The sequence below is a fragment of the Guptibacillus hwajinpoensis genome (assembly GCF_005144865.1).
GTDB classification, from domain to species: domain Bacteria; phylum Bacillota; class Bacilli; order Bacillales; family Guptibacillaceae; genus Guptibacillus; species Guptibacillus hwajinpoensis_A.
Genome location: NZ_SWFM01000002.1, coordinates 562107 through 582123, shown reverse-complemented (window position 1 = coordinate 582123; position 20017 = coordinate 562107). Strand labels below are relative to the sequence as shown.

15 protein-coding genes are annotated in these 20017 nt (G+C 41.1%); 1 reads left to right on the top strand and 14 read right to left on the bottom strand.

Translation table 11 applies throughout. The features are described 5' to 3' along the window. Positions 1-66: 66 nt before the first annotated feature. From FBF83_RS10030 to FBF83_RS10005, 6 genes are read right to left on the bottom strand one after another with little or no spacing between them, the layout of a single operon-like run. Entirely contained in the window at positions 67-468 is a 402-nt protein-coding gene (locus tag FBF83_RS10030) for an NUDIX hydrolase (protein WP_136947010.1), read from the bottom strand. Positions 469-482: 14 nt separating this feature from the next. Further along, on the bottom strand, positions 483-2309 hold the full coding sequence (locus FBF83_RS10025; RefSeq protein ID WP_136947009.1) for a 2-aminoethylphosphonate aminotransferase: 1827 nt from the start codon (positions 2307-2309) through the stop codon (positions 483-485). Further along, positions 2302-3429 (bottom strand): phosphonopyruvate decarboxylase, encoded by a 1128-nt coding sequence (gene aepY, locus FBF83_RS10020; protein WP_136947008.1) that lies wholly within the window; start codon positions 3427-3429, stop codon positions 2302-2304. Before aepY ends, FBF83_RS10025 begins: the two co-directional genes overlap by 8 nt. Then, positions 3413-4939: a phosphoenolpyruvate mutase gene (gene aepX / locus FBF83_RS10015; RefSeq protein WP_136947007.1), complete on the bottom strand. Its 1527-nt coding sequence runs from the start codon at positions 4937-4939 to the stop codon at positions 3413-3415. The genes aepY and aepX overlap by 17 nt, the downstream gene beginning before the upstream one ends. Before the next feature lie 24 nt (positions 4940-4963). Beyond that, a complete protein-coding gene (locus tag FBF83_RS10010) occupies positions 4964-6361 on the bottom strand; it encodes a Mur ligase family protein (protein WP_136947006.1) in 1398 nt (465 codons plus the stop codon). 25 nt (positions 6362-6386) lie between these two features. Continuing rightward, positions 6387-8993: a putative amidoligase domain-containing protein gene (locus tag FBF83_RS10005; RefSeq protein ID WP_136947005.1), complete on the bottom strand. Its 2607-nt coding sequence runs from the start codon at positions 8991-8993 to the stop codon at positions 6387-6389. Between the two features lie 482 nt (positions 8994-9475). Between FBF83_RS10005 and FBF83_RS10000 the strand changes: the two genes are divergently transcribed. After that, the gene (locus tag FBF83_RS10000) at positions 9476-10159 is read left to right on the top strand and encodes an N-formylglutamate amidohydrolase (protein WP_136947004.1); all 684 of its coding nucleotides are present in this window, start codon (positions 9476-9478) and stop codon (positions 10157-10159) included. A gap of 62 nt (positions 10160-10221) precedes the next feature. On the opposite strand, the gene speE is transcribed toward FBF83_RS10000, so the two are convergent. The 8 genes from speE to FBF83_RS09960 all read right to left on the bottom strand — a co-directional run bounded on the left by speE (position 10222) and on the right by FBF83_RS09960 (position 20013). Further along, positions 10222-11094, bottom strand: coding sequence for a polyamine aminopropyltransferase (speE, locus tag FBF83_RS09995; protein ID WP_240688051.1), 873 nt, complete (start codon positions 11092-11094; stop codon positions 10222-10224). A 198-nt stretch (positions 11095-11292) separates the two neighbouring features. Further along, positions 11293-12201, bottom strand: a complete 909-nt coding sequence (locus FBF83_RS09990; RefSeq protein WP_136947002.1) for an AEC family transporter — start codon at positions 12199-12201, stop codon at positions 11293-11295. Positions 12202-12273: 72 nt separating this feature from the next. Beyond that, positions 12274-13707, bottom strand: a complete 1434-nt coding sequence (locus tag FBF83_RS09985) for an aldehyde dehydrogenase family protein (protein WP_136947001.1) — start codon at positions 13705-13707, stop codon at positions 12274-12276. An 18-nt stretch (positions 13708-13725) separates the two neighbouring features. Further along, positions 13726-14616 carry a class II fructose-bisphosphate aldolase gene (locus tag FBF83_RS09980; RefSeq protein ID WP_136947000.1) on the bottom strand — a complete coding sequence of 297 codons (891 nt, stop codon included), beginning with the start codon at positions 14614-14616 and terminating at the stop codon, positions 13726-13728. A gap of 15 nt (positions 14617-14631) precedes the next feature. Beyond that, positions 14632-15366 carry a GntR family transcriptional regulator gene (locus tag FBF83_RS21335; RefSeq protein WP_136946999.1) on the bottom strand — a complete coding sequence of 245 codons (735 nt, stop codon included), beginning with the start codon at positions 15364-15366 and terminating at the stop codon, positions 14632-14634. Next, on the bottom strand, positions 15356-16519 hold the full coding sequence (locus FBF83_RS09970; protein ID WP_136946998.1) for a diphosphate--fructose-6-phosphate 1-phosphotransferase: 1164 nt from the start codon (positions 16517-16519) through the stop codon (positions 15356-15358). Before FBF83_RS09970 ends, FBF83_RS21335 begins: the two co-directional genes overlap by 11 nt. A 14-nt stretch (positions 16520-16533) precedes the next feature. Continuing rightward, positions 16534-17877, bottom strand: coding sequence for a sulfoquinovose isomerase (gene sftI, locus FBF83_RS09965; RefSeq protein WP_136946997.1), 1344 nt, complete (start codon positions 17875-17877; stop codon positions 16534-16536). Between the two features lie 93 nt (positions 17878-17970). Further along, the gene (locus FBF83_RS09960; protein WP_240688050.1) at positions 17971-20013 is read right to left on the bottom strand and encodes an alpha-glucosidase; all 2043 of its coding nucleotides are present in this window, start codon (positions 20011-20013) and stop codon (positions 17971-17973) included. Between the last annotated feature and the right edge of the window lie 4 nt (positions 20014-20017).

Genomic DNA, 20017 nt, shown 5'->3' with positions numbered 1-20017 from the left:
ATGTAATGACCCTTTGTAGTATTAAAATAAGCAAGGGTGAGATGTCTCCCCCTTGCTTAAACCTTCTTAACTCTCCAACAGAAATGGCGTATTTTGGTTATCCATACACCTTAGTAGTCTTTCTTTAAACCGCTCAAGTGTCATTTTGCTTAGTGATTCTTCAAATGTAAAATATCCAACGTCCCGTGTTTCATTTGATAAGCTTAGCTCTCCACTTACAGGTCTTCCCTTAAAAACAAATACATTTCGTTTCTTTGAACTGTTTTGTTCAACACCTACTAATTCAATTATTTCTATTTCAATCCCAGACTCTTCTCTTACTTCCCTTACAGCTGCCATCTGCAATGTTTCTTCTTTATCCACGTATCCTCCGGGGAACTCCCATCCTCTATGTGGATTTTTGACAAGTAGAATTTCACCCTCTTCGTCTACAACCATTACCACCACGGCTATTTTGTAGTAAACCATTCCGAGCACTCCCCTTATCCTTTAAGATACTGCTCGAGAAGAGTTAGAAAACATTCCATATCTTTGTATGTTATATCACCTATATTGGCCACTCGAAACGTATTTAGATCGTCAAGTTTACCAGGATATATTGTGAAACCACGATCATATAGAAAATCATGCAGCTCATCAAAATCGTATCCTTGGTGTGAAGGTTCAACAATGGATGTAATAATTCTTGAATGATTAGGTTCATCAATCAAATGCGTCAAACCTAATGCTTTTAGTCCCTTTAGGAGCGTCCGCCAGGATTTCGAGTATCTATTATATCTTCTCTCAATCCCCTCCCACTGCGTTTCCAATATCGCTTGCCTTAGTGCATAAAGGGTTTGAACAGGCGGCGTGAATCTCATTTGCTTCGTACTAACAAAATGCTCATATTGTTCAGATAGATTCAGATACAAATTTCGTGGCTTAATTTCCTTTATTTTATCAAGTTGCTCATTATTTGCTATGACAAACGAGACACCCGCCATTCCCTGAAGATTTTTGTTCGAACTAGCGGCAAGATAGCTAATATTCATACGTTTCATATCAATAGGAATCGCACCATATGAACTCATCGCATCGACAATCATGGCAACGTTGTGTTTTTCGCATATTTTCCCAACTGCTTCTATGTTATTTAACAGTCCTGTTGTTGTTTCGCAATGAACAATCATAAGGTGAGAAATCTTAACGCGCGCGTTCTGAATTAACAATTCTAGTTTAATTAAATCTATAGCACTCTCAAGAGGTGAACGATATTCCAGAACATTTAATCCATAGATCGTCGCAATCTTGAGCATGCGTTCCCCATATGCCCCATTGTTTACGATAACAATCGCTTCTTTATCAACGACAGAACTTAGAATGGACTCAACAGCTGCTGTACCAGATCCACCAAACATAATAGTCGTATACTCATTAGGATTTCCCACAAATTCTGTGAGTGCCTGTGAAACAAACGTCATCGTATCCCCAAAGTCACTTTCTCTCGGACATATATCAGCTACAATCTGTGCGTGTTTCACTGTATCCGTCGTTGTCGCAGGTCCTGGATTCAATAAGATTTTTCGTTCAACGTGATGGGAGGATTCTCGTGCTTTTATTAGTGGGGCAATCAGATTATTAGCTCTTTGATAGTGATGTTCATCGTCTACCTCACACCAAACTAAATTGTCAGCATTCTGAACATATAAATCTACTTCTTTTGCAATATGAACAAGGCCATCTTCATAATGAAGATCCTTACTTGATTGAAATAACATGCTTGCTTTCTTACATAAAATTTTGAAGGTAGAAAGAGAGAGCTTTACTATTCCTACGAGCTCAGCGAATACCGCACTCAATTCGTTCGTATTCTTTGACATCATGATAAGGTTTTGATCCTTATCCACTTCTATAAAAACTTCGTCTCCTGAGCTAGTTAGTTCACTTGCCAGGATGACATCTGATCGTTTATTCGCAAGCACAGTCTGCAAAGCTTTTCTCTCAAAAAGTATATCTGATTCCAGAAGCAAGAAATCGTCTGTAATATACGGTTCTATTTGATAAAGTGTGAATAAACTACCACTTGCATTGTAATCTGGATTATTGAAGCAAGTAATCTGTGAATATTTTTGAGATAAGCTTTTATATTCTTCTTTTTTGTAACCAGTTCCAATATAGATGTTCTCAATTCCTGCATCTAGCAATTTTTCAATCGAATGTTCAATAAGAGGCTTTCCATCGATCGTTAAGAAACCTTTAGGACGCCCTTCGCTTCGATTTCGTATGCGACTCCCCATACCTGCCGCTAAAATAACAGCTGTTTTAATCACCTAAAAACACCTGCAATCTCTCTTTCACTTCAAAGGGCTTTAGTGTTGGACGTCCAAGAGATGCCTTGCTTCCGCCTGCAATCCGCATATAGAGAAAGGTTAATTTTTGATCCTGTTTCCAGTTTTCAATGCAATCCTTTAACTCTTCTAGCGTATGAACATAGATTGCTTGGTCATACCCGCAAGCTGAAGCAACTTCCACAAAATCAACGTTGCCTGAAACGGTCTGTTGTCCCCCAGTTGAGTCATGCACGTTATTGTCGAGAAGGATATGAAGCAAATTAGGTGGAGAGCAATAGCCATTTGTAGGGAGATTACCAAGCCTCATTAGTAAGGCGCCATCTCCATCAATAGCGATAACAGATTTCTCTCTTCTTGTGAGCGCAAGACCTAATCCTATTGAACTAACACACCCCATCGATCCAACCATGTAGAGATTGTTAGGTGCATCTTCCAGATCATAGAGCTCTCTTCCCGTTTTTCCAGTCGTCGCTAGCTGAACTGTTTGATTGTCTTTTAAAGTATTGATCTCACGTAATGCATCATATCTCGTTGGAAGCTGGTCTTCACGACTTTGGGGACGAGCGACTGAAGTCGTTATTTTCGTCTCTTGAGCTTGAAGACCAACAGGTTCAAAGGTTCCTTTTTTCACGATAAAAAAGTAGGGTTCATTCCGCTCAATCTTTTCATTAGCTCGATGCAATTGCTGTTTTGCTTCTTCTAGATTAGTTGATAGATAATCCCAATCGATCTTTAAGAGATCAAGGGTCTGAGGAGTGATTTCTCCCATTAATTCATGCTGCGGTTCATCTGGGACACCAGGTTCTCCTCGTAAACTAACAAACCCTAGTATTGGAATTCTAAATGGTTGTATAAGCGAGACGAGTGGAGAGACCGCATTCGTTAACCCTGAATTTTGCATTAATACAACTGATTTCTTTTGCCCTAATGTAGCTCCAGCAACGATTGCTACAGCTTCCCCTTCATTCGTAGCTGCTACGTACTCACATTCATTAATCGCGAAATTAATGAAATGCTTTAAATAAGAACAGGGCACGCCACTATAGAAATCGAAACCCAGGTTTTTTAGCTCAGCCCCAAATTCAGGAAGTGGAATCACATCTTTTCACCACCCTATCCTGAATAGCTAAATAGGTTTTCCGATCTACCCATGAGCCTTTAATGTAGGTAACAGATATAGAATGAGAGCTATGAACATGATTTAGAAGATCTGCAAGAGTAAGTTGATCAAAATCATCTCTTATTGCTAAACGTTCAAGAAAATTCCTTACAATCTCCGCTCCTTTTTCACTCACCTTCCATAAACCAAAAAATTCTCCATGGTTATGGTCTTCACTTAAACTCGTAACAACTTCAACCAATTTCACAGACTGATTATATAGTTCACGAGAATATGGAAGCTCAGCTTTTACAAAATAACCTGATTTTTTGCTTGAATCACTATCCACATCAATAACAATAGCAATGTCGTTCTCATTTGCTTGTAGCTCAGTGAGAACGTGAGGTTTATACATCATGTCACTATGACTTATGATAAGGTTGCCTTTGATTTGGTCCATTGCACGATGGAGTAACGATAGCTCTGCATGCTGAGCAGCACCGTCAAAATTTTGAACGGTTGGACCAATTACAGACACATGATGTATGTTGTGAGATTTTAGCTGTGCTACTTGGTCAATTAAGGCAGCTTGATCCGCTAAACTTTTCATAACAATGATTGAATTTATGTTTGCGCTAGAAGCATTTAAATATCTCCCTTCAGCTTGAGCAAGCTCTTCTGCTCCTTGAAGTTGAAAGATTTCATCCACAGATGTGACGTTGGCTTCTACATTGGCAAGACTTTCTTCAAGATATATTTGGTTAGACGTGTCTTGCATGGCTTTAATCGAAGCCCGTAGATTATGATTAGCCCATATCGCCAAGCTAACGCCTAAATCTCTGAAGCGTTGAGTCGGAACTGAATAGTATTTGGTTGGTACAATGACAACCGGTAGTCGATCATCCCACTCTTTCATAAAAGCTTCAATCTCAAGACTATCCGACCGCTTACTATGCATAAGAATCGCATCACTCCCCGCTGCTCTATAAGCTTCAGCTCGTTTAAGAGCTTCCTGAAGTCCCCAGCCCGCAATTAAGGCTTCCACTCTCGATACAACAACAAAATCATCGTCCATTTGACTATCTTTCATCGCTTTTATTTTTCCACAGAATTCATCGATACAAGCAAGCGGTTGCGCTTCACCCTTAATAAAAGAATTAGTCTTCGGGAAAACTTTATCTTCAATGCAAACTCCAGCTATGTCACGCTGCTCTAACTTCTTCACCAGTCTTCTGGCATTATTAAAATTCCCATATCCCGTATCCCCATCAAGTAGGATTGGAATAGAAGTAGCATCACTCATAAATTCTAATACATCTAATATCTGTGTCCACGACGCCTCATTGTTGTCTCTAACCCCTAATGATGCAGAGATTGATAAACCACTGCCCCAAATTCCCTTGAAACCGGCTTCTTCTACGATTTTAGCGGAAAGAGCATGATGGGCTTCCATGATGTATTCTAACGAATTACTTGTTATGATGTTTCTAAGTTGTGTTGTTTTTCTCATATCGGTCACCTCTATTTTAACTCCCTACAGGATGAGCTTATTTCTCATTTCTTGAAAAGAAGGTTGTTTCATAACACGGTGTGTGACTTTCAGCAAAATGGTTGTATCTTGATTCAAATGAGGTTGCAATACGTTAAATACCTCATCACCCGTTTCACAAAAGTGGACCTTCTCTTTCTCCATTCCAGCTTTTATTGCTGCATGACCGATCTCTTCTGCTTTCTCTCCAACAATAATTAACATATCAATTTTTGTCTCGGCTGCTTTTTGGCCCATTTGTTCATACTGTTCTGTGGCATATTTGCCCTTCCCTAACTGAGGCATATATCCTAATAGACCTACCGATTTCTTTCCTACTGTAACGGCTGAAAGAACTTCGAGAGCTGTCGCCATTGAAAGAGGGGCAGAATTCCATGTGTCGTCAATAATGGTCGATCCATTCGCTCCTTCTTTAAACTCAAGATGCTCTTTCACTTGCTTATAAGACGCCAAACGCTTAAGGGCTGTCGGAATATCAACGCCAACTGCTGATACAGCAGCGATTGCTGCAAGAGCATTGTAAACGTTGTGTTCTCCATATCCAGGCACGAATGCATCATAGCTCATTCCTTTGTAAATGAGCGTAAACGCCATTCCACCAGAGGCATATTGAGGATTAATTGCACGGAAATGACAGGTTTCGTTCATACCGATATGAACAGCGTTTGGAAAAAGACTAAGATCAATGATCCGACGTATATTCTCGTCATCTGAATTTAGTATTAGTGTTCCTTTCTCGGGGTCTAGCCCTTCAACAATTTCACCTTTTGCTTTCATGTACTCTTCTGGTGTATCACAATCTGCTAAATGGTGAACACCTATATTTAACAAAACGCGTATTTGGGGTTTAAAGTACCTGCAGGCAACTCGCAAATAGCCTGGATATGCAACAGGCATCTCAAATACTGCTACTTCTGTATCATCATCTAGTTTGTTTAGATAGCGAAGATTGACCGACATTGAATTCATACTCATCCAAGTCGCTTTCACATTGAAATCTTCCAATAGAATTTGCCGAACCATTTCTTTCGTTGTTGTCTTCCCACAAGTACCTGTGATTCCGATTATAGGGAAATCAAAAAGGTTCCGATAATACTCAACGAATTTCCAATAATCATCCTTTAGTTGATTAGTTTGAATTAGTATGATGTTTTCTCCTAAATCAATGCATTTATCTGGACGATCCGTTATAACAACTACTACCTCATGTTCTCTCCAGTATTTACCCTTAATCCGCTCATGATCGAGATGGAACAATAGGGTATGATCTTCAATATCTTTCTTCGTGCGATTTACAACGTGATGAATCATCGGATCTCCAGAACCTTGGATAACCTGACCGTCAACAAGCTTGAGAATTTCGCTTAATCTTAGGTTTCTCACCTGTCATCACCTACCATCTCTTTTTTCATAACCCGTCGTAACCTGCTAGTATACTTGCATAATTTAAAAGACGATGGCCAGCTAAATTCCGTAATTTATAAGCCCTGATTTGTGAGAATAAATTATCCGGTTTTGCATTAATTTCTAAAAGTTTGATTGAGTCGTACTGATCAATACATAAATCAACTGCGATTTCTCCAAAGGTGCCTACTTCATCCTGAACGGTTTCAACAATTCGCCCTGCAAGCTTCCCAAGTTGTTTAGATATAGATTTTCTCTCGGTACTATCTGGGTATACATGATGAAGCACTTTGCTAACACGCAAGTTAATTTCGGACTCTTCCGTCAGCACATCATCGTTCGATAGACGAGCAACCATGCCTGTTCTTAACCAGCGATTTTTTATTCCTTTTTGCATATAAACACGTATTTCAATATTTTTACCGTTGTATTGTTTGCGACGAATGCCTTCTTGAACGACATAGTTCGTTTGTTTAATATGAGGGGCCATATACTCCAGTAATTCCTCGATAGTAGTGAAATCATAACGTGTATTTTGTTGTAATTCTGTCATGATAATGTTCGTTGGCTTACGCAATATTCGATTAACTCCCATACTTAGAGATCCACTTACCGGTTTCACAAATACTTCCCCATGTTTATTTAGCATGTCAACTAAATCATCAGGAGTCTTTAGTGATTTTGTTTCGGGCAAATGATTACCATAATGACTCGAAAGGAGTTGATGAGTCTTCCACTTATCTCCTGTCAAATTGAAGAGAGAGGGAGAATTGATAAAAGGAATTTTGTAAGTGAATTGAAATTTAAACCGTACATCTGTAATATCCTGACTTCTATCGCGAATACGCAAATAACGATCATAGATAACAGCTGGAAAAGGAAAAACACCTTCCCCATCAATTGACGTACCTTTAATAGTCATTTGACCCCAATCAATATCAACTGGTTCAAATGCATAAACGAGCATTTGCTTTTCCTTTGCTAGATGGAACAAATGTTGGAAATAGGTGGTTTGTCTATCAAACGGTCTATTTGCAAGAATTCCAATAATCGGACCAAGTGTCACAACATCATCTGACGAAAAAATAGTTGGACACCAGCCTTCAGGCAAAGAGAGCTGGTCTCGTAATGCTTTAGAAAGATGGACCTTATCTGAGTTCTGAAATGCAAAAGGGTATGGTTTAATGGTTGCTGGTACAAGATTAATCCCCGCTCGAACGTGTGTCGCATCCCCTTCTTTAAGGTGATACTTCATTCTTAACTTTTTCGGGATTTGAATGATTGCATCTTGTTCATATCGTTTCGTTGTTTTCTCTAATCCCCAATTCGTTCTAAAGTCGCATTTTTCTTCAATCGGAAATCCACTGTCAATCGCTTCGAATAAGGATATCAATTCATTCTCATATTGAGCGTAGGTGGATGTATTTTGAATTGTTTTCTTTATGTGTGGCCATAGTTGTTTAAGAACCGGATAGTTTCCGTTATAGTAAGCTCTCTGAATAACGGGATGAAAAACAAAGTCGTCTTTCAATTCATGATGGTGATTCCCCACAAGCTTCGCTAGGCACAGAATAGATAACGATAGTGTTGGTTCGATCACCCATGAGCTTAACGATAAATACTCCATTCCATACGGTTTCACGCGATAGCGACCTAGCCCGCCATGGTTTGTTCTCCTTCGTTTTTTTGCTGTTCTAGAGTTCTCAATCATAGCAATCGGAATGGCAAGGTACTGATCTAGAGCCTTTAACAGCGATACAGAACATGGAATTCCAAAATGCAAATGCCCTCCACATTGATAACCCACAAACGGCATGCTCCCTGCTCGAAATGCTACATTTTCGTAAGGAACAAGTTCCGATGCTTTTTGAATAAGGGTTTTCATATTTTGAAAAACTTCGTGGGGTGTTTCAGCTTCTACTGGTCTAAGTTCAGCTAAAGCATACTGACCACTATCTTTCTCAATCTGCCTCTCGTCACAGCCCACTGATCCTTGAATAGGGAAGAAAGTCGAAGCTGGTAGTAATTCATTATCGCAGCTCAACATGAACTCAATATCTGCACCGATTGTAAATGGGCTTACCGCTTTTGTAACTGGATCTAGTTTCAAATTCTTGGATTCATTTATGTCCAAAACAATGTGTGATTCATTAGGTAGCACGCCAATTTTAACTATGCCTTGTGGCAGTCCTACTACGTATAGGGCACGTGTTGCAGTTTTGATCCACTCCTCCGGAATGGTATTAAGTTCAACTACCTTTGATTTCCAACCATAAGGCTGCGTCCTGATCGGTAATTCACTGTAAATGACTTTATCTTCCTCAATCGCATAAACTTTCTCCACCGTAAGACTTTGAATATGGAAGAGGTATTCTTTCTCAACAATGCATAATTTCGTAAAAAAGTCATATCCTTCTTCAATTGCCTCAGACTGAGTATGAATAATTGAAATATCTTTTCCCTGATAGTGACCATATTTACGACCAACAATTGGATACGCGCATGTTTTTGGATCCACTAATTCAACAGATCGTATATTGTTTAGCGCTAAAGTTTGAAGCATCAATTCTTTATCCGAAATAATGCTAAATTGTTCTCTTAACAGGTCCATGTATGATAACCCTCCATTGTGGAAATTCCGCTTTCCACCCACCCCTACAAAAGTCGTATCGCAATTAATATATTGAGATTTCATTACTTTGTTCCTGTACATTTGTATATTAATGGTGTACGTGTATGAAACGCCAAAGATTAAAAAGTGATGATATACACCTGATTAGCCCTTTCACAAATTTCACTTTCTTTGCATGTTTTAGTAATAAACCACTTCTAAATAAATGGCTCTTTTCTTAAAAAATGTGTTTTTTGAAAGAGGTTTTGTATAAAGAAATTCACATTTCAAAGTTGATTGGAGCGGAAGGTGCTCGACTCCTGCGGGATTAGAGGGACAGGTGAGACCCCACAGGAGCGTAAGCGACGAGGAAGCTCACCGCCCGCACCAAGGAAAGCGAGCATCCTGAAGCGGAAATCAACCACTACACTTATAGCAACAATATTTATGAATACAACCAAATAAATAAAGGAGTATACAAAATGGCAGTAAAGTTTATACAAAAAAATTATGTGAAGTATAACCGTGGAAAGGGATATAGGTGTTGCCATGTGGAAGCTTTACATGCGACACCACCTGCCGCTGATCTCTATACCGACTTACTTGTAACGAAATTAATCCAAAAAACTGGGTGTGCCGGTATTATTAGCACCGTTTCAAGAACTGTTATTGACCTTAACCGACCACCTAACGAGGATACTCTAGAGGCGGTAACAGAATATCGAAAATCAATTGAACAGATTGTGACTCATTTAGGAATAGTAGAAGAGAATACGAATCAACTCAACGTTCCATATTTGCACCTTTCATTCCATGGAATGAAAGATGAGCATTATGGACCGCTTGCAATTGAAGTCGGCACATCAAAGGGAAAATCATGTTCTAAAGAAGTGAAAGATTGGTTTGAAGAAAAGCTTACCGCGAATATAGAGAGCATACTCCCTAACGCTAAAATCATTTTTGACAATAAGTTCGCTGGAAATAAATCCATCCACCTTCATCGATTAGGCGATGGAGACGACTACAAAGGTTACAAGGAAAACTTTCATTCATTTCAAATTGAATTATCGCGAACCATTCGTAAGAGGCATCGTTCTAAGATGATTCAAGTATTTTCAGATTTAATAGATGAGTTTCAATCGACGTTTCTACATGATTCAAAATGAAGTTCAGAGACGAAAAAGAAAAGAATGGAGGAAATGTTCCTCCATTCTTTAAATGATTTTCTTTAAAGCATGTCTCTTATATAGTTGGGTAGTGTGAAGGAAGAAAGAAAGATCTCTGGATTAATATATTTCGTTTCCCGATCCATCAATTTCGTTAAATCAGCCTCTAATGGGTCTGATTTCTTTGAAGCCATCGTAAAACTCCAAATGCCACAAGGGAAAAGAGGAATCGTAATGATGTATGTCCTAACAATCGGAAATAGTTTCTTTAATTGATATCCCGTTTTTTCAAGTATTGATTCATTGTAGAATGGGGATCCCGATTGGAATGTCACCACGCCATCATCTGACAGGGCATCATAAACATATTGATAGAAATCTGAGCTAAATAGCTTTTTACCTGGCCCGACTGGGTCAGGGCGATCAATCATGAGAACATCATAGTGTTTGTTTTGATTCTGAATCCATTCATATCCATCTTGATGAATCATTCGGAATTGTTTGTCTGTCTTAAATTCCTCTTCTGGTGTTAACCATTTTCTACAAACGGATGTAACCGTCTCGTCAATTTCTACAACATCAATTTTTTCGATACTTTTATATTTCATCGCCTCACGGACGTGTCCACAATCTCCTCCTCCTATCATTCCAATGTTTTTTGGATTCGGGTGTGTCACGATCGGTATATGACTAATCATTTCGTTATATATAAAACCTTCTTTTGTAGACACTTGTGGAATACCATCCAAAACAAGCATTCTACCAAACCCTTTTGTCTCAACGATACTTATTTCCTGAAAAGGAGATTGCTCATAATGAAGTAAAGACTTAACTTTGTATGCCACTTTCATTCTTGCTTTTCCTACATAATTCTCAATCCAAAGAGTATGATTTGCGTCCTTTTTGAATCCATGGAACGTACCATTATCCGCCACACTACCACCATCCATCTCCTAATTTCACTTATTTCTAATCTTATGTAATCAGATCGACGGCTGGCACAGCAGATGTTTATAAATATAAAGTGGGGGTCAGGCTCGGGCCTGACCCCCACTGCTCTACCACATTAATAAGCAACAGAGTTTCAAAAAAATCGCTCTCTTTCGTTCTCACAAGCTAGTACAGAAGAGCACTTAAATAAACGTAGTCGCTAAGTAAATCACAACAGGCATAGTTAATAGACTTGATACAGTAGAGACCAGCGTTGCGCTCGAAACATTTTGTGGTTCGGTATGGAACTGAATTGCGTACATCGTTGTGTTCGCCGCAGTAGGTGTAGCAGCCATAATAATCATGATTTGTTTCGTCATAACATCGACTGGCATTAGCAATACAATACCAGCTGCAATAAGCGGCGCAATCATTAATTTAAGAGAAAGTGCAGTTGATAGCTTTCTCCAGTCAACGGCTCGAATGGTTATATTCGCAAGCTGCATGCCGAGCGTTACCATAATGACTGGAATTGCAGCATCAGCTATTAAATCTACCCCTTCACCGATTGTCCCAAGTGGGATGTGCAACCACTGAAACGCTAGACCAACAATTGCTCCATAAACCATTGGCATCCGTCTCACTGCTCGTAAGGCAGCCTTTACACCATCATGCTCTGGACTTCCTTTTGCAGCATAATAAACCCCAAGCGTACTCATCAATAGTTGTTGAAGTACCATTAAGACAATCGCCGTTTCCATCCCCACCGCACCGAAAAGAAATAGAACAAGAGGCGTACCATAGTTGCCGTTATTCATGAAGGCACTCGAAAGAACCAACCCGCACCGTTCTGACTCTGTGAAACGATAGAATTTGGATAGAATGCTAACTATGGCAATTAGAGCAAAGCAGAGTCCAAGCATGTAGATCGATAGATATCCGTATGATGAGTCAATTTCCTGTTCATAGAATGTCCGAAAAACGAGAATGGGCACTAATACATATAAAGCAAGATTTGATAGGACTCTTGTTTCAAGCTTTAGAAACCGCTGTGCGATATACCCAACAGCAAAAACAAAAAAGATCGGTAACAGAATCGTGAAGATCGACATTCTCATTCTCCTTCAGCTCGTAAGGCTTGCAAGGATAAAAAGGGACCCAACAACCTGGATCCCCTTCTCACTTTATCCGTTAAAAACAATAATTTTTTCTTCGGTCATTTCCTCAATGGCATAGCGCGGCCCTTCTTTTCCAGTTCCGCTCTTCTTCACACCACCATATGGCATATGATCCACGCGGTACCCTGATGTATCGTTGATAATCAGTCCTCCAACATGAATCTCATTAATCGCTTTTAAAGTAAAAGCGAGATCATTCGTAAACAGTCCTGCCTGAAGACCATACTCGGAATCATTTACTCTTGCAATCACTTCATCCTCTGAACGATAAGAACTCACCGCAACGACAGGGCCGAATACTTCCTGTCTGCACACTTTCATCTCATCCGTTACATTCGTAAGAATCGTAGGATAGTAGAAAACGCCATCTCGTTTCCCGCCGGTTTCAACGCTCGCTCCTTGCTCTACAGCCTCGTTAACCCAGCTCTCCACTCGAATCGCTTCACGTTCAGCAATCATTGGACCGATCGACGTCGATGCATCCATTGGATCTCCAACAACTAGCCCTTCAGTTACTTCCTTCATTTTCGCAAGGAATGATTCGTAAACCTCTTCATGAACATAAACACGCTGAACTGAGATACAAACCTGACCTGCGTTATTAAAGCTCTTCTCAGCTGAAAGAGTTGCTGCCGTCTCGATATCCGCGTCACGGTGAACAATCGTTGCTGAATTATTTCCAAGTTCAAGTGCTACGTTGCGGAGGCCAGCTTTCTCACGAATATGTTGGCCAACTCTTGGGCTTCCGGTAAACGTAAACATGTTCACATCCTGATTCTCAACTAGCCACTCCCCAACAGTTGCACCATCACCAGTGAGAAGGTTCAAACGACCAGCAGGCAAACCTGCTTCTTCCATAATCTCAGTTAAGATAACCGCACAAATTGGCGTCACTTCTGCTGGTTTCAATACAACGCTATTACCAGCAGCAAGCGCAGGGCCAATTTTGTGACAAACGAGATTGAGGGGCACATTGAATGGGGTAATAGCTGCAACGACACCGATCGGAAAACGTCTTGTGAAAGCCTGGCGTTGTTCAGATCCTGGTGCTGATTCAACTGGAATACCTTCTCCATGAATGCGTTTCGCTTCTTCAGCAGATACTTCAAGCGTTAGTGCCGCTCGACCTACCTCACCCCTACATTCCGCAAGTGGCTTACCAACTTCTCTCGCAAGAATTTCACCAAGTTCATCCTGACGAGCGCGAAGTGTAGCTGCCGCCTTAATTAGAACAGAATAGCGGTCATATGGTGAAAAGGGTGTTTTTAAAGCGTTTTTAGCAGCTTGCACGGCATCGATTACATCCTGCTTATCTGCTGCTGCCGTTCTTGCCGTTACTTCTTGAGTATATTTGTTAAGAACATCATCCGTGACCGATTTTTCTCTCCACTCACCATCAATATATAGTCCATAAGTAAGTACTGAAGTTTGTGTCGCCATTAAACATCATCCTCCTTTTTATAACGTTACGACCTTTTTGTTTAATAAAAGTTCTTCCGCTTTGCCTTGACTACCAAACACACGAATCTTCTCCTGCACTTTTTCTTTCATACGAAGACGTCCAAGTCCAAGGGAGCTTGCGAGTACAATATCATCAGGATTCTCAGCAAATGCTTCCTGTACACCCTTCGTAAAAGCCTGACGTAATTCAGTATCGACATTAATCTTTGCGATTCCAAGAGAGATGGCACGCTTAACTTGCTCATCTGGTACATCAGATCCTCCATGAAGAACAACCGGACGTTTCACCGCATCAACAATTTCTTTTAACCGTTCGAAGCGAAGGTTTGGCGTCTCCTTATATATCCCATGAGCTGTGCCAATGGATACCGCAAGATAATCAACATCAGTGGCTTCTACAAATGCAACGGCTTCTTCGGTAGACGTAATCAATGCATCCTTTTCATCAACTGTTATATCATCCTCGGTTCCGCCGATCTTCCCAATTTCACCTTCTGATCCAATTCCTAGAGCACTTGCGATTTCAACAACTTTCTTCGTTGTCGCTGTGTTCTCTTCGAACGAAAGACCTGATCCGTCGAACATCACTGACTGAAATCCCATTTGAACGGCCTGCATCGTTTGTTCAAACTGACGACTATGGTCAAGATGAATGGCAACCGGTACATCGAAATCCTTTTCGTACGTATCGATCAGTCCTTTTAATGCCTCCATACCAAGTGTTTGAATCACCTTTTGCCCTACTTGTATCATAATCGGTGCCTTTTCCTCTTCAGCTGCCTCCAATATAGCAAGTACCGTTTCTGCATTATGAGCGCTAAACGCACCTACTCCATACCCGTTCTGAAAAGCATGATCTAGCATCGTTTTTCCATTAATAAATGGCATACTATTTGCTCCCTTCTACCTCTTCAATTCAATATGATAGTGATACTGATCACTTCGATATTTTGTTTTTGTATATTCCATTGGATAGTCCTGTAATCCGTAGCTCAGTCGTGTCATTTCAAGCAAAGCTTCACCTGGTCGTATTGCAAGTAAATCAGCTTCATCGATCGTAGCATTCATCGCTGCAATTCGCTCGTGCGCTTTCGTTAAGTAAATTTCATCGTTCTCGAGTATTTCGTAAAATTTGGCTTCATTTAAATCATGCTTCATAAGAAGCTGTCCAATTGACTCAGGCCAGCAACTCCGCTCAAGTGCAACTGGTGTATCATCTGCAAACCGAATTCGTTCGACTAATAGAATTGGTGAATCTTGAGCTACTTGAAGCATATCACTCTCGTGGTAAAGATTTGTCCTGAATTCAGCTCGAAGAAGTTTCGATCTCGGGACTTGCCCTCTTTCCATCACTTCTTCAGCAAATCCTTTTAACTGACCTAGATTACCGACAAGCTGATGTGGTTTAACAACCGTCCCCCTGCCCTGCTTCTTCTCAAGCAGACCATTCTGTACCAGGATTGTCACCGCCTGTCGAATCGTTGTGCGACTCACTCCAAATTCTTTGATTAATTCCTTTTCTGTTGGAATAAGCGTATTCGCTTTCCAATCACCGCTTTGGATTCGATCAATCAGAGTATTTTTAACTTGTAGGTAAAGTGCTTCATCGCTAGTGGTTTTAAATCGATTAGTCGACATACAGTTCTTTTCCTTTAAGTGGTGGCGGGTAAGTTGTAACATCTTCACCTATGAGCGGCTTAAGCCATTCATAGTAACGTTTACGATTTTGAATGAACTCTTCTGGCATCACTCTTTCACCTGCTTCAACTACCTTTTCGAGCTCAATAGGAATCATATCAACAGAGTAGCGGTGGTGGGACTTACGCTTAATTGAAACCATAACACCTGAAAGACCATCTCGAATCCACTCTGCTCCAACTTTACCAACCGTATAAGCTTCCTCCCGATCGATATCGGAAATTACAGCGGAGAAGCTTCGCTGATTCATCCCTAGCAGTTCAGCCCTTGTCATTACACGTAATTCGCTTTTGAGAAAAGCTGCAACTTCGCTTGAAATGCCACCAAGCACTGGTCTTCCATCAACAACTTCACGCTGTACTTGACCTTCTTCACTCCAGTGAACGCCTTCACTAACCACAACAGTGGCATGACCGAAACGACGAAGTGCACAGTCTACATTCTGTAGCAAAAGCTCTTGTTTCAAAGGTCGTTCTGGAAGCGCAATGAAATGCGGACCTTCTTCTTCGTATTCCTGGAGAAGACCTGATGCCGAGGCAAGCCACCCCGCATTTCTTCCCATAGTCTCTAACACTCGAATCTTCTCAAAGTTCTGCATTGATGCAAGGTCTCTACTCATATCCCTTGTTGCCTGAGCAACATATCTTGCCGAACTTCCAAAACCAGGCGCATGGTCCGTTCCACCTAAATCATTATCAACCGTTTTCGGAAGTCCGAGCACTTGAAGCGGATAGTTCTGTCTTCGTGCTTCTAGCTCCACCTTCGCTAATGCTTCCATGGTTCCATTTCCCCCGATGAAAACAAGCACTTCCACATTCTTTTCTTTCAATTGACGGACACCTTGTTCAATGTGATCATCCGATAAAGGATAACGCCCTGAGCCAAGACATGCGCCAGGTACATCTCGATGAAGATGGATTTTGTGAAGCATTTCCTCGTCGCCATCCAACAAGGAACCATGCGCAAATCCTTCATAACCATTCTGAATAAAAAGCAGGGAATGATCACGATCGATTTCTTTCACAAACCCTGCGAGGGTAGCATTAATCACGGCCGTAGGTCCCCCGGCCTGGCCAATGGCGACCTTCTTCATGCAACTGTCTCCCTTCAGTTCTTCGTATAGATCGTCGTTTCTAATCCTAACTGCTTTCCAAGCTCGATTAGTTCGTCTGCCACATCGTCATAAATTATGGCGTAATGCGGCTCAAACCCTTCTTCCATTAACCCATATAGCGTGTCATTGATTTCTGTTTCCAGTTCTACTTCAACTGATGTCCCGTTAAATCGCTGTGGTGTATCAAGCGCATTCCCACGCATGACCAAAAGACGATAGCCTTCCGGTGTGTAACCTACTCGGAACATCGTAACGCGACCTGGCTTCAACCCGAATTCCATCGTAAAACCTAATTTACGATTTGGATGTACTCCAGGACGAGCACCTTGATCTGGATGTGCTAATGAGTAAGCTCCAGCTCCACAGTGCCAGAAGACAACAGAATTACTCGCTTCATTTACGTGCACCATGTCTCCTAAATACGGAGCACTTCCTGTTAACTGCTGGAGGATGAACATGGAGACAGATCCGTGAATATCTGATTCACATGATGAAACAACGCCATCTTCCGTAAATTGAGACAGTGTTGAACAAGCTGCAGCTCCTAGTTCGTTGAAGAAGTCCGGCCAACAGCGAATGGCAAGTGCTGACACATCTGCTTCGTTAATTTGTTCTTGTACATAAGTTGTAAACTGAGCAAAACGGTGCACCGTTTCGTCGTTCCGATTTAGCCCAATCACCTGTTGCTCTGCCCGTTCAATAGCGCCTTCCCATTTTTCACGGGGAAGCTTCACGCATTCTTCAAACGCTTTATTAAGGTCAAAATTCTTAACAGTTACACCTAGTTGCTTTTGAAGGGCTTCCTCATCCGTTCCTGAGAAGAAAAAGCCTGGAGGATGTTCACCAATCACACCAATCGTTAGTCCCTTAAGATCTTCAATGACCTTTTGTACTTTAAGCTGGATTTTAAGCCTTTTCTGAACCTGCGCTTCATCCGCATTGCCAAATACGAAGCTAAATGGATGATTGGCACAGCGCAGAACGTGACTTGTGCTATTACCACCAGTTAACGAATTGAGTCTCAGTCTTCCACCAACACTTGGTTCACGAACAGACCAAACAATGACCGGTGCTTCAACTTCTTTAATCAGCGCTTCCACAAATTCACCATCAGCAAATGTGACGCTTTGATAAATACTGGCGATAACTTCTTCGCTGTTAACGTTTGCAAGAAACGCTTCAAGATCATCTGGAGAAGTGATAATTTCTTCTGGCTCGATAACATTAGCTGTTACGCCGCGTAGGAACTCAGAACTTTTCTTTCTTTGACCTTCCCCCGCTTCAAGATCAAACGTTTTTCTTCCAATCGGTACATATAAAATGCTCGTTTTTGGCATGATTGGTCACAACCTTTCTTCCCTGTTTGTTACGAATACTGTATCATAAGTTACTATCTTTTAAAATAGGTAATTACCTTTAAGTCTATCTCCCTATTTTATAGCTTCAGCAGCTTTTTGAAAAATGTCGGCAAACGGTGAATCTTTTCGATAGAAAACAGGCGTTTGACCAATTGGTGCCTCCACATCAATGTTTCCACCCTTTGTTTCTGTGCCACTCCAAAAATGAACCCACTCATCATCAGGCAAGTAAACAGACCATTTGTCCTGCCCCTCTTCATAAACAGGCGCCACAACTAGGTCAGATCCAAGCATATATTGATACTTAATATCATAGGCTTTCGCATCATTTTCATATTCCATAAACAATGGACGCTGAATCGGCACTCCTGTTTCAGCATTTTCTTTACTAAGTGCTTTTAAATAAGGCTTCATGGTGGTGTAAACATTGGTCATTTTCACAAAGTGCTCAAGCGTTTCCTCATCCTGATCATACTGAAAACAGTCATCAGGTCTGTTACCTTCATGTGTTCGCATAACTGGCGTAAATGCAGCCATATCGACCCAGCGAAGAAGAAGCTCTTTATTACGCTTATTACCATGAAGGCTTGTATACCCACCGATATCGCTATGATGAACACCATTTCCACTCATCCCTGCAGACAATGCTGCTGGAATAACGGATGCTAGGCCATCGTCAAGACTCCAATCCACACTTTGATCTCCTGCCCACAGAAGCGGACAATAGCCACCACTACCGGAATATCCTGCTCTCATGAAATAAACAATATCGCCATAACGTCCGGCTTTTTTCACCGCGTTATGGTTTACTTTCGCCCACATCACAGGCCAAGCATTGTGCATCATTGTTGCGGGTTCTCCGTTAGACAGCTTAAGATCTGTCGGCAGATATTCACCGAAATCAGCCATCCATCCGTCCATTCCGAAATCGATCATATTCTTTTGAATAACGCCTTCATACCACTCACACGCTTCTTCGTTTGTAAAATCAACTACGCCGCAGTCAAATTCACCGAAATCCACAACATAATCGCTACCGTCTAGTGCAGTTGCAAGGTATCCATTCTTGTAAGCTTCTGCATAAAGGTCTCCTTCAACTGCAACATAAGGATTAATATAGCCGAGAAAGCGAATGCCTTTCTGTTTCCATTCTTTCACTTTTCGATCAAGCTCTGGATATTCATTCGGATTCCACTTCCAGTTCCACATCAATCGTTTACCAAAGGACGTAATGCGTTTTCCCTGCCAATCTTGACACCAAACCGCACCGACCTTCATTCCCTTTTCTAGAGCGTGATCTATTTTACGCTGAACAATATCGCTACCACCCTGCATTCCAAGCCAAATTCCATCAAATGTCCAATCTGGAAGCTCTGGTTGTCTGCCGAGGCGAGCAGTTAATTTCTCAACAAGCGCCTTATAGGTATCACCTGTTTCAAATAGAATTGATGCAGGTGCTTCCCATATGTGCAATTCATGAAAATCACTGCGCTGAAAATCAAAATCCGCGAACGCTGTCGTTTCCACATGGCAGAAATATTTATTCGTAGATACATAGGTTGGCTGCGGGTAATTGGTATTGTAGTAATCTCCGCCTGCCTGATCTTTCACATCTGCCTGCCAGGTTGTGTAAGTAGACTTATTCCGACCAACTCCAGGTTCTGATGTCCAAAGCGGGAAGTTCTTTCCGCGTAAATTAAAGTAGGAAAGCTGCTCACCACAACCGTAAACTTTTTCACTCTCATCAGCAGCTACTCGAACCCAGAAACGATTGAAGAGGGGGTCAACGAGCTCAAATGAAACGCGAAGACCTTCCCCATCCTGCTTAAGCACCATCGTAAGTAGCTCATGGTCATGAGAAAAGTGACGGAATGCGATTCTGCACGTATTTCCTTCATGACGAACCGTTCCGTATCGAAGTGCTACACGCTCTACAACATAATCTTTTATTTTAAAATTACCTCTGTACATATCTATTGTTTCTTCACCACTGCCTACAAAAATAAACGGACGTGCTGGAGAATGGGTGAACAATAATCGTCCTTCAAGGCGAATATCAAACTCTTCGCCTTGTTGATTCACTTCAAAGATGTTCTGAGTCACTTCTGTTTTCAATGTG

Excerpts from the sequence above, each read along its gene's own strand:
- FBF83_RS10030 (WP_136947010.1), bottom strand. The coding sequence starts at position 468 with ATGGTTTACTACAAAATAGCCGTGGTGGTAATGGTTGTAGACGAAGAG.
- aepX (WP_136947007.1), bottom strand. The coding sequence starts at position 4,939 with ATGAGAAAAACAACACAACTTAGAAACATCATAACAAGTAATTCGTTA.
- FBF83_RS10005 (WP_136947005.1), bottom strand. The coding sequence starts at position 8,993 with ATGGACCTGTTAAGAGAACAATTTAGCATTATTTCGGATAAAGAATTG.
- FBF83_RS10000 (WP_136947004.1), top strand. The coding sequence starts at position 9,476 with ATGGCAGTAAAGTTTATACAAAAAAATTATGTGAAGTATAACCGTGGA.
- FBF83_RS09990 (WP_136947002.1), bottom strand. The coding sequence starts at position 12,201 with ATGTCGATCTTCACGATTCTGTTACCGATCTTTTTTGTTTTTGCTGTT.
- FBF83_RS09985 (WP_136947001.1), bottom strand. The coding sequence starts at position 13,707 with ATGGCGACACAAACTTCAGTACTTACTTATGGACTATATATTGATGGT.
- FBF83_RS09980 (WP_136947000.1), bottom strand. The coding sequence starts at position 14,616 with ATGCCATTTATTAATGGAAAAACGATGCTAGATCATGCTTTTCAGAAC.
- FBF83_RS21335 (WP_136946999.1), bottom strand. The coding sequence starts at position 15,366 with ATGTCGACTAATCGATTTAAAACCACTAGCGATGAAGCACTTTACCTA.
- FBF83_RS09970 (WP_136946998.1), bottom strand. The coding sequence starts at position 16,519 with ATGAAGAAGGTCGCCATTGGCCAGGCCGGGGGACCTACGGCCGTGATT.
- sftI (WP_136946997.1), bottom strand. The coding sequence starts at position 17,877 with ATGCCAAAAACGAGCATTTTATATGTACCGATTGGAAGAAAAACGTTT.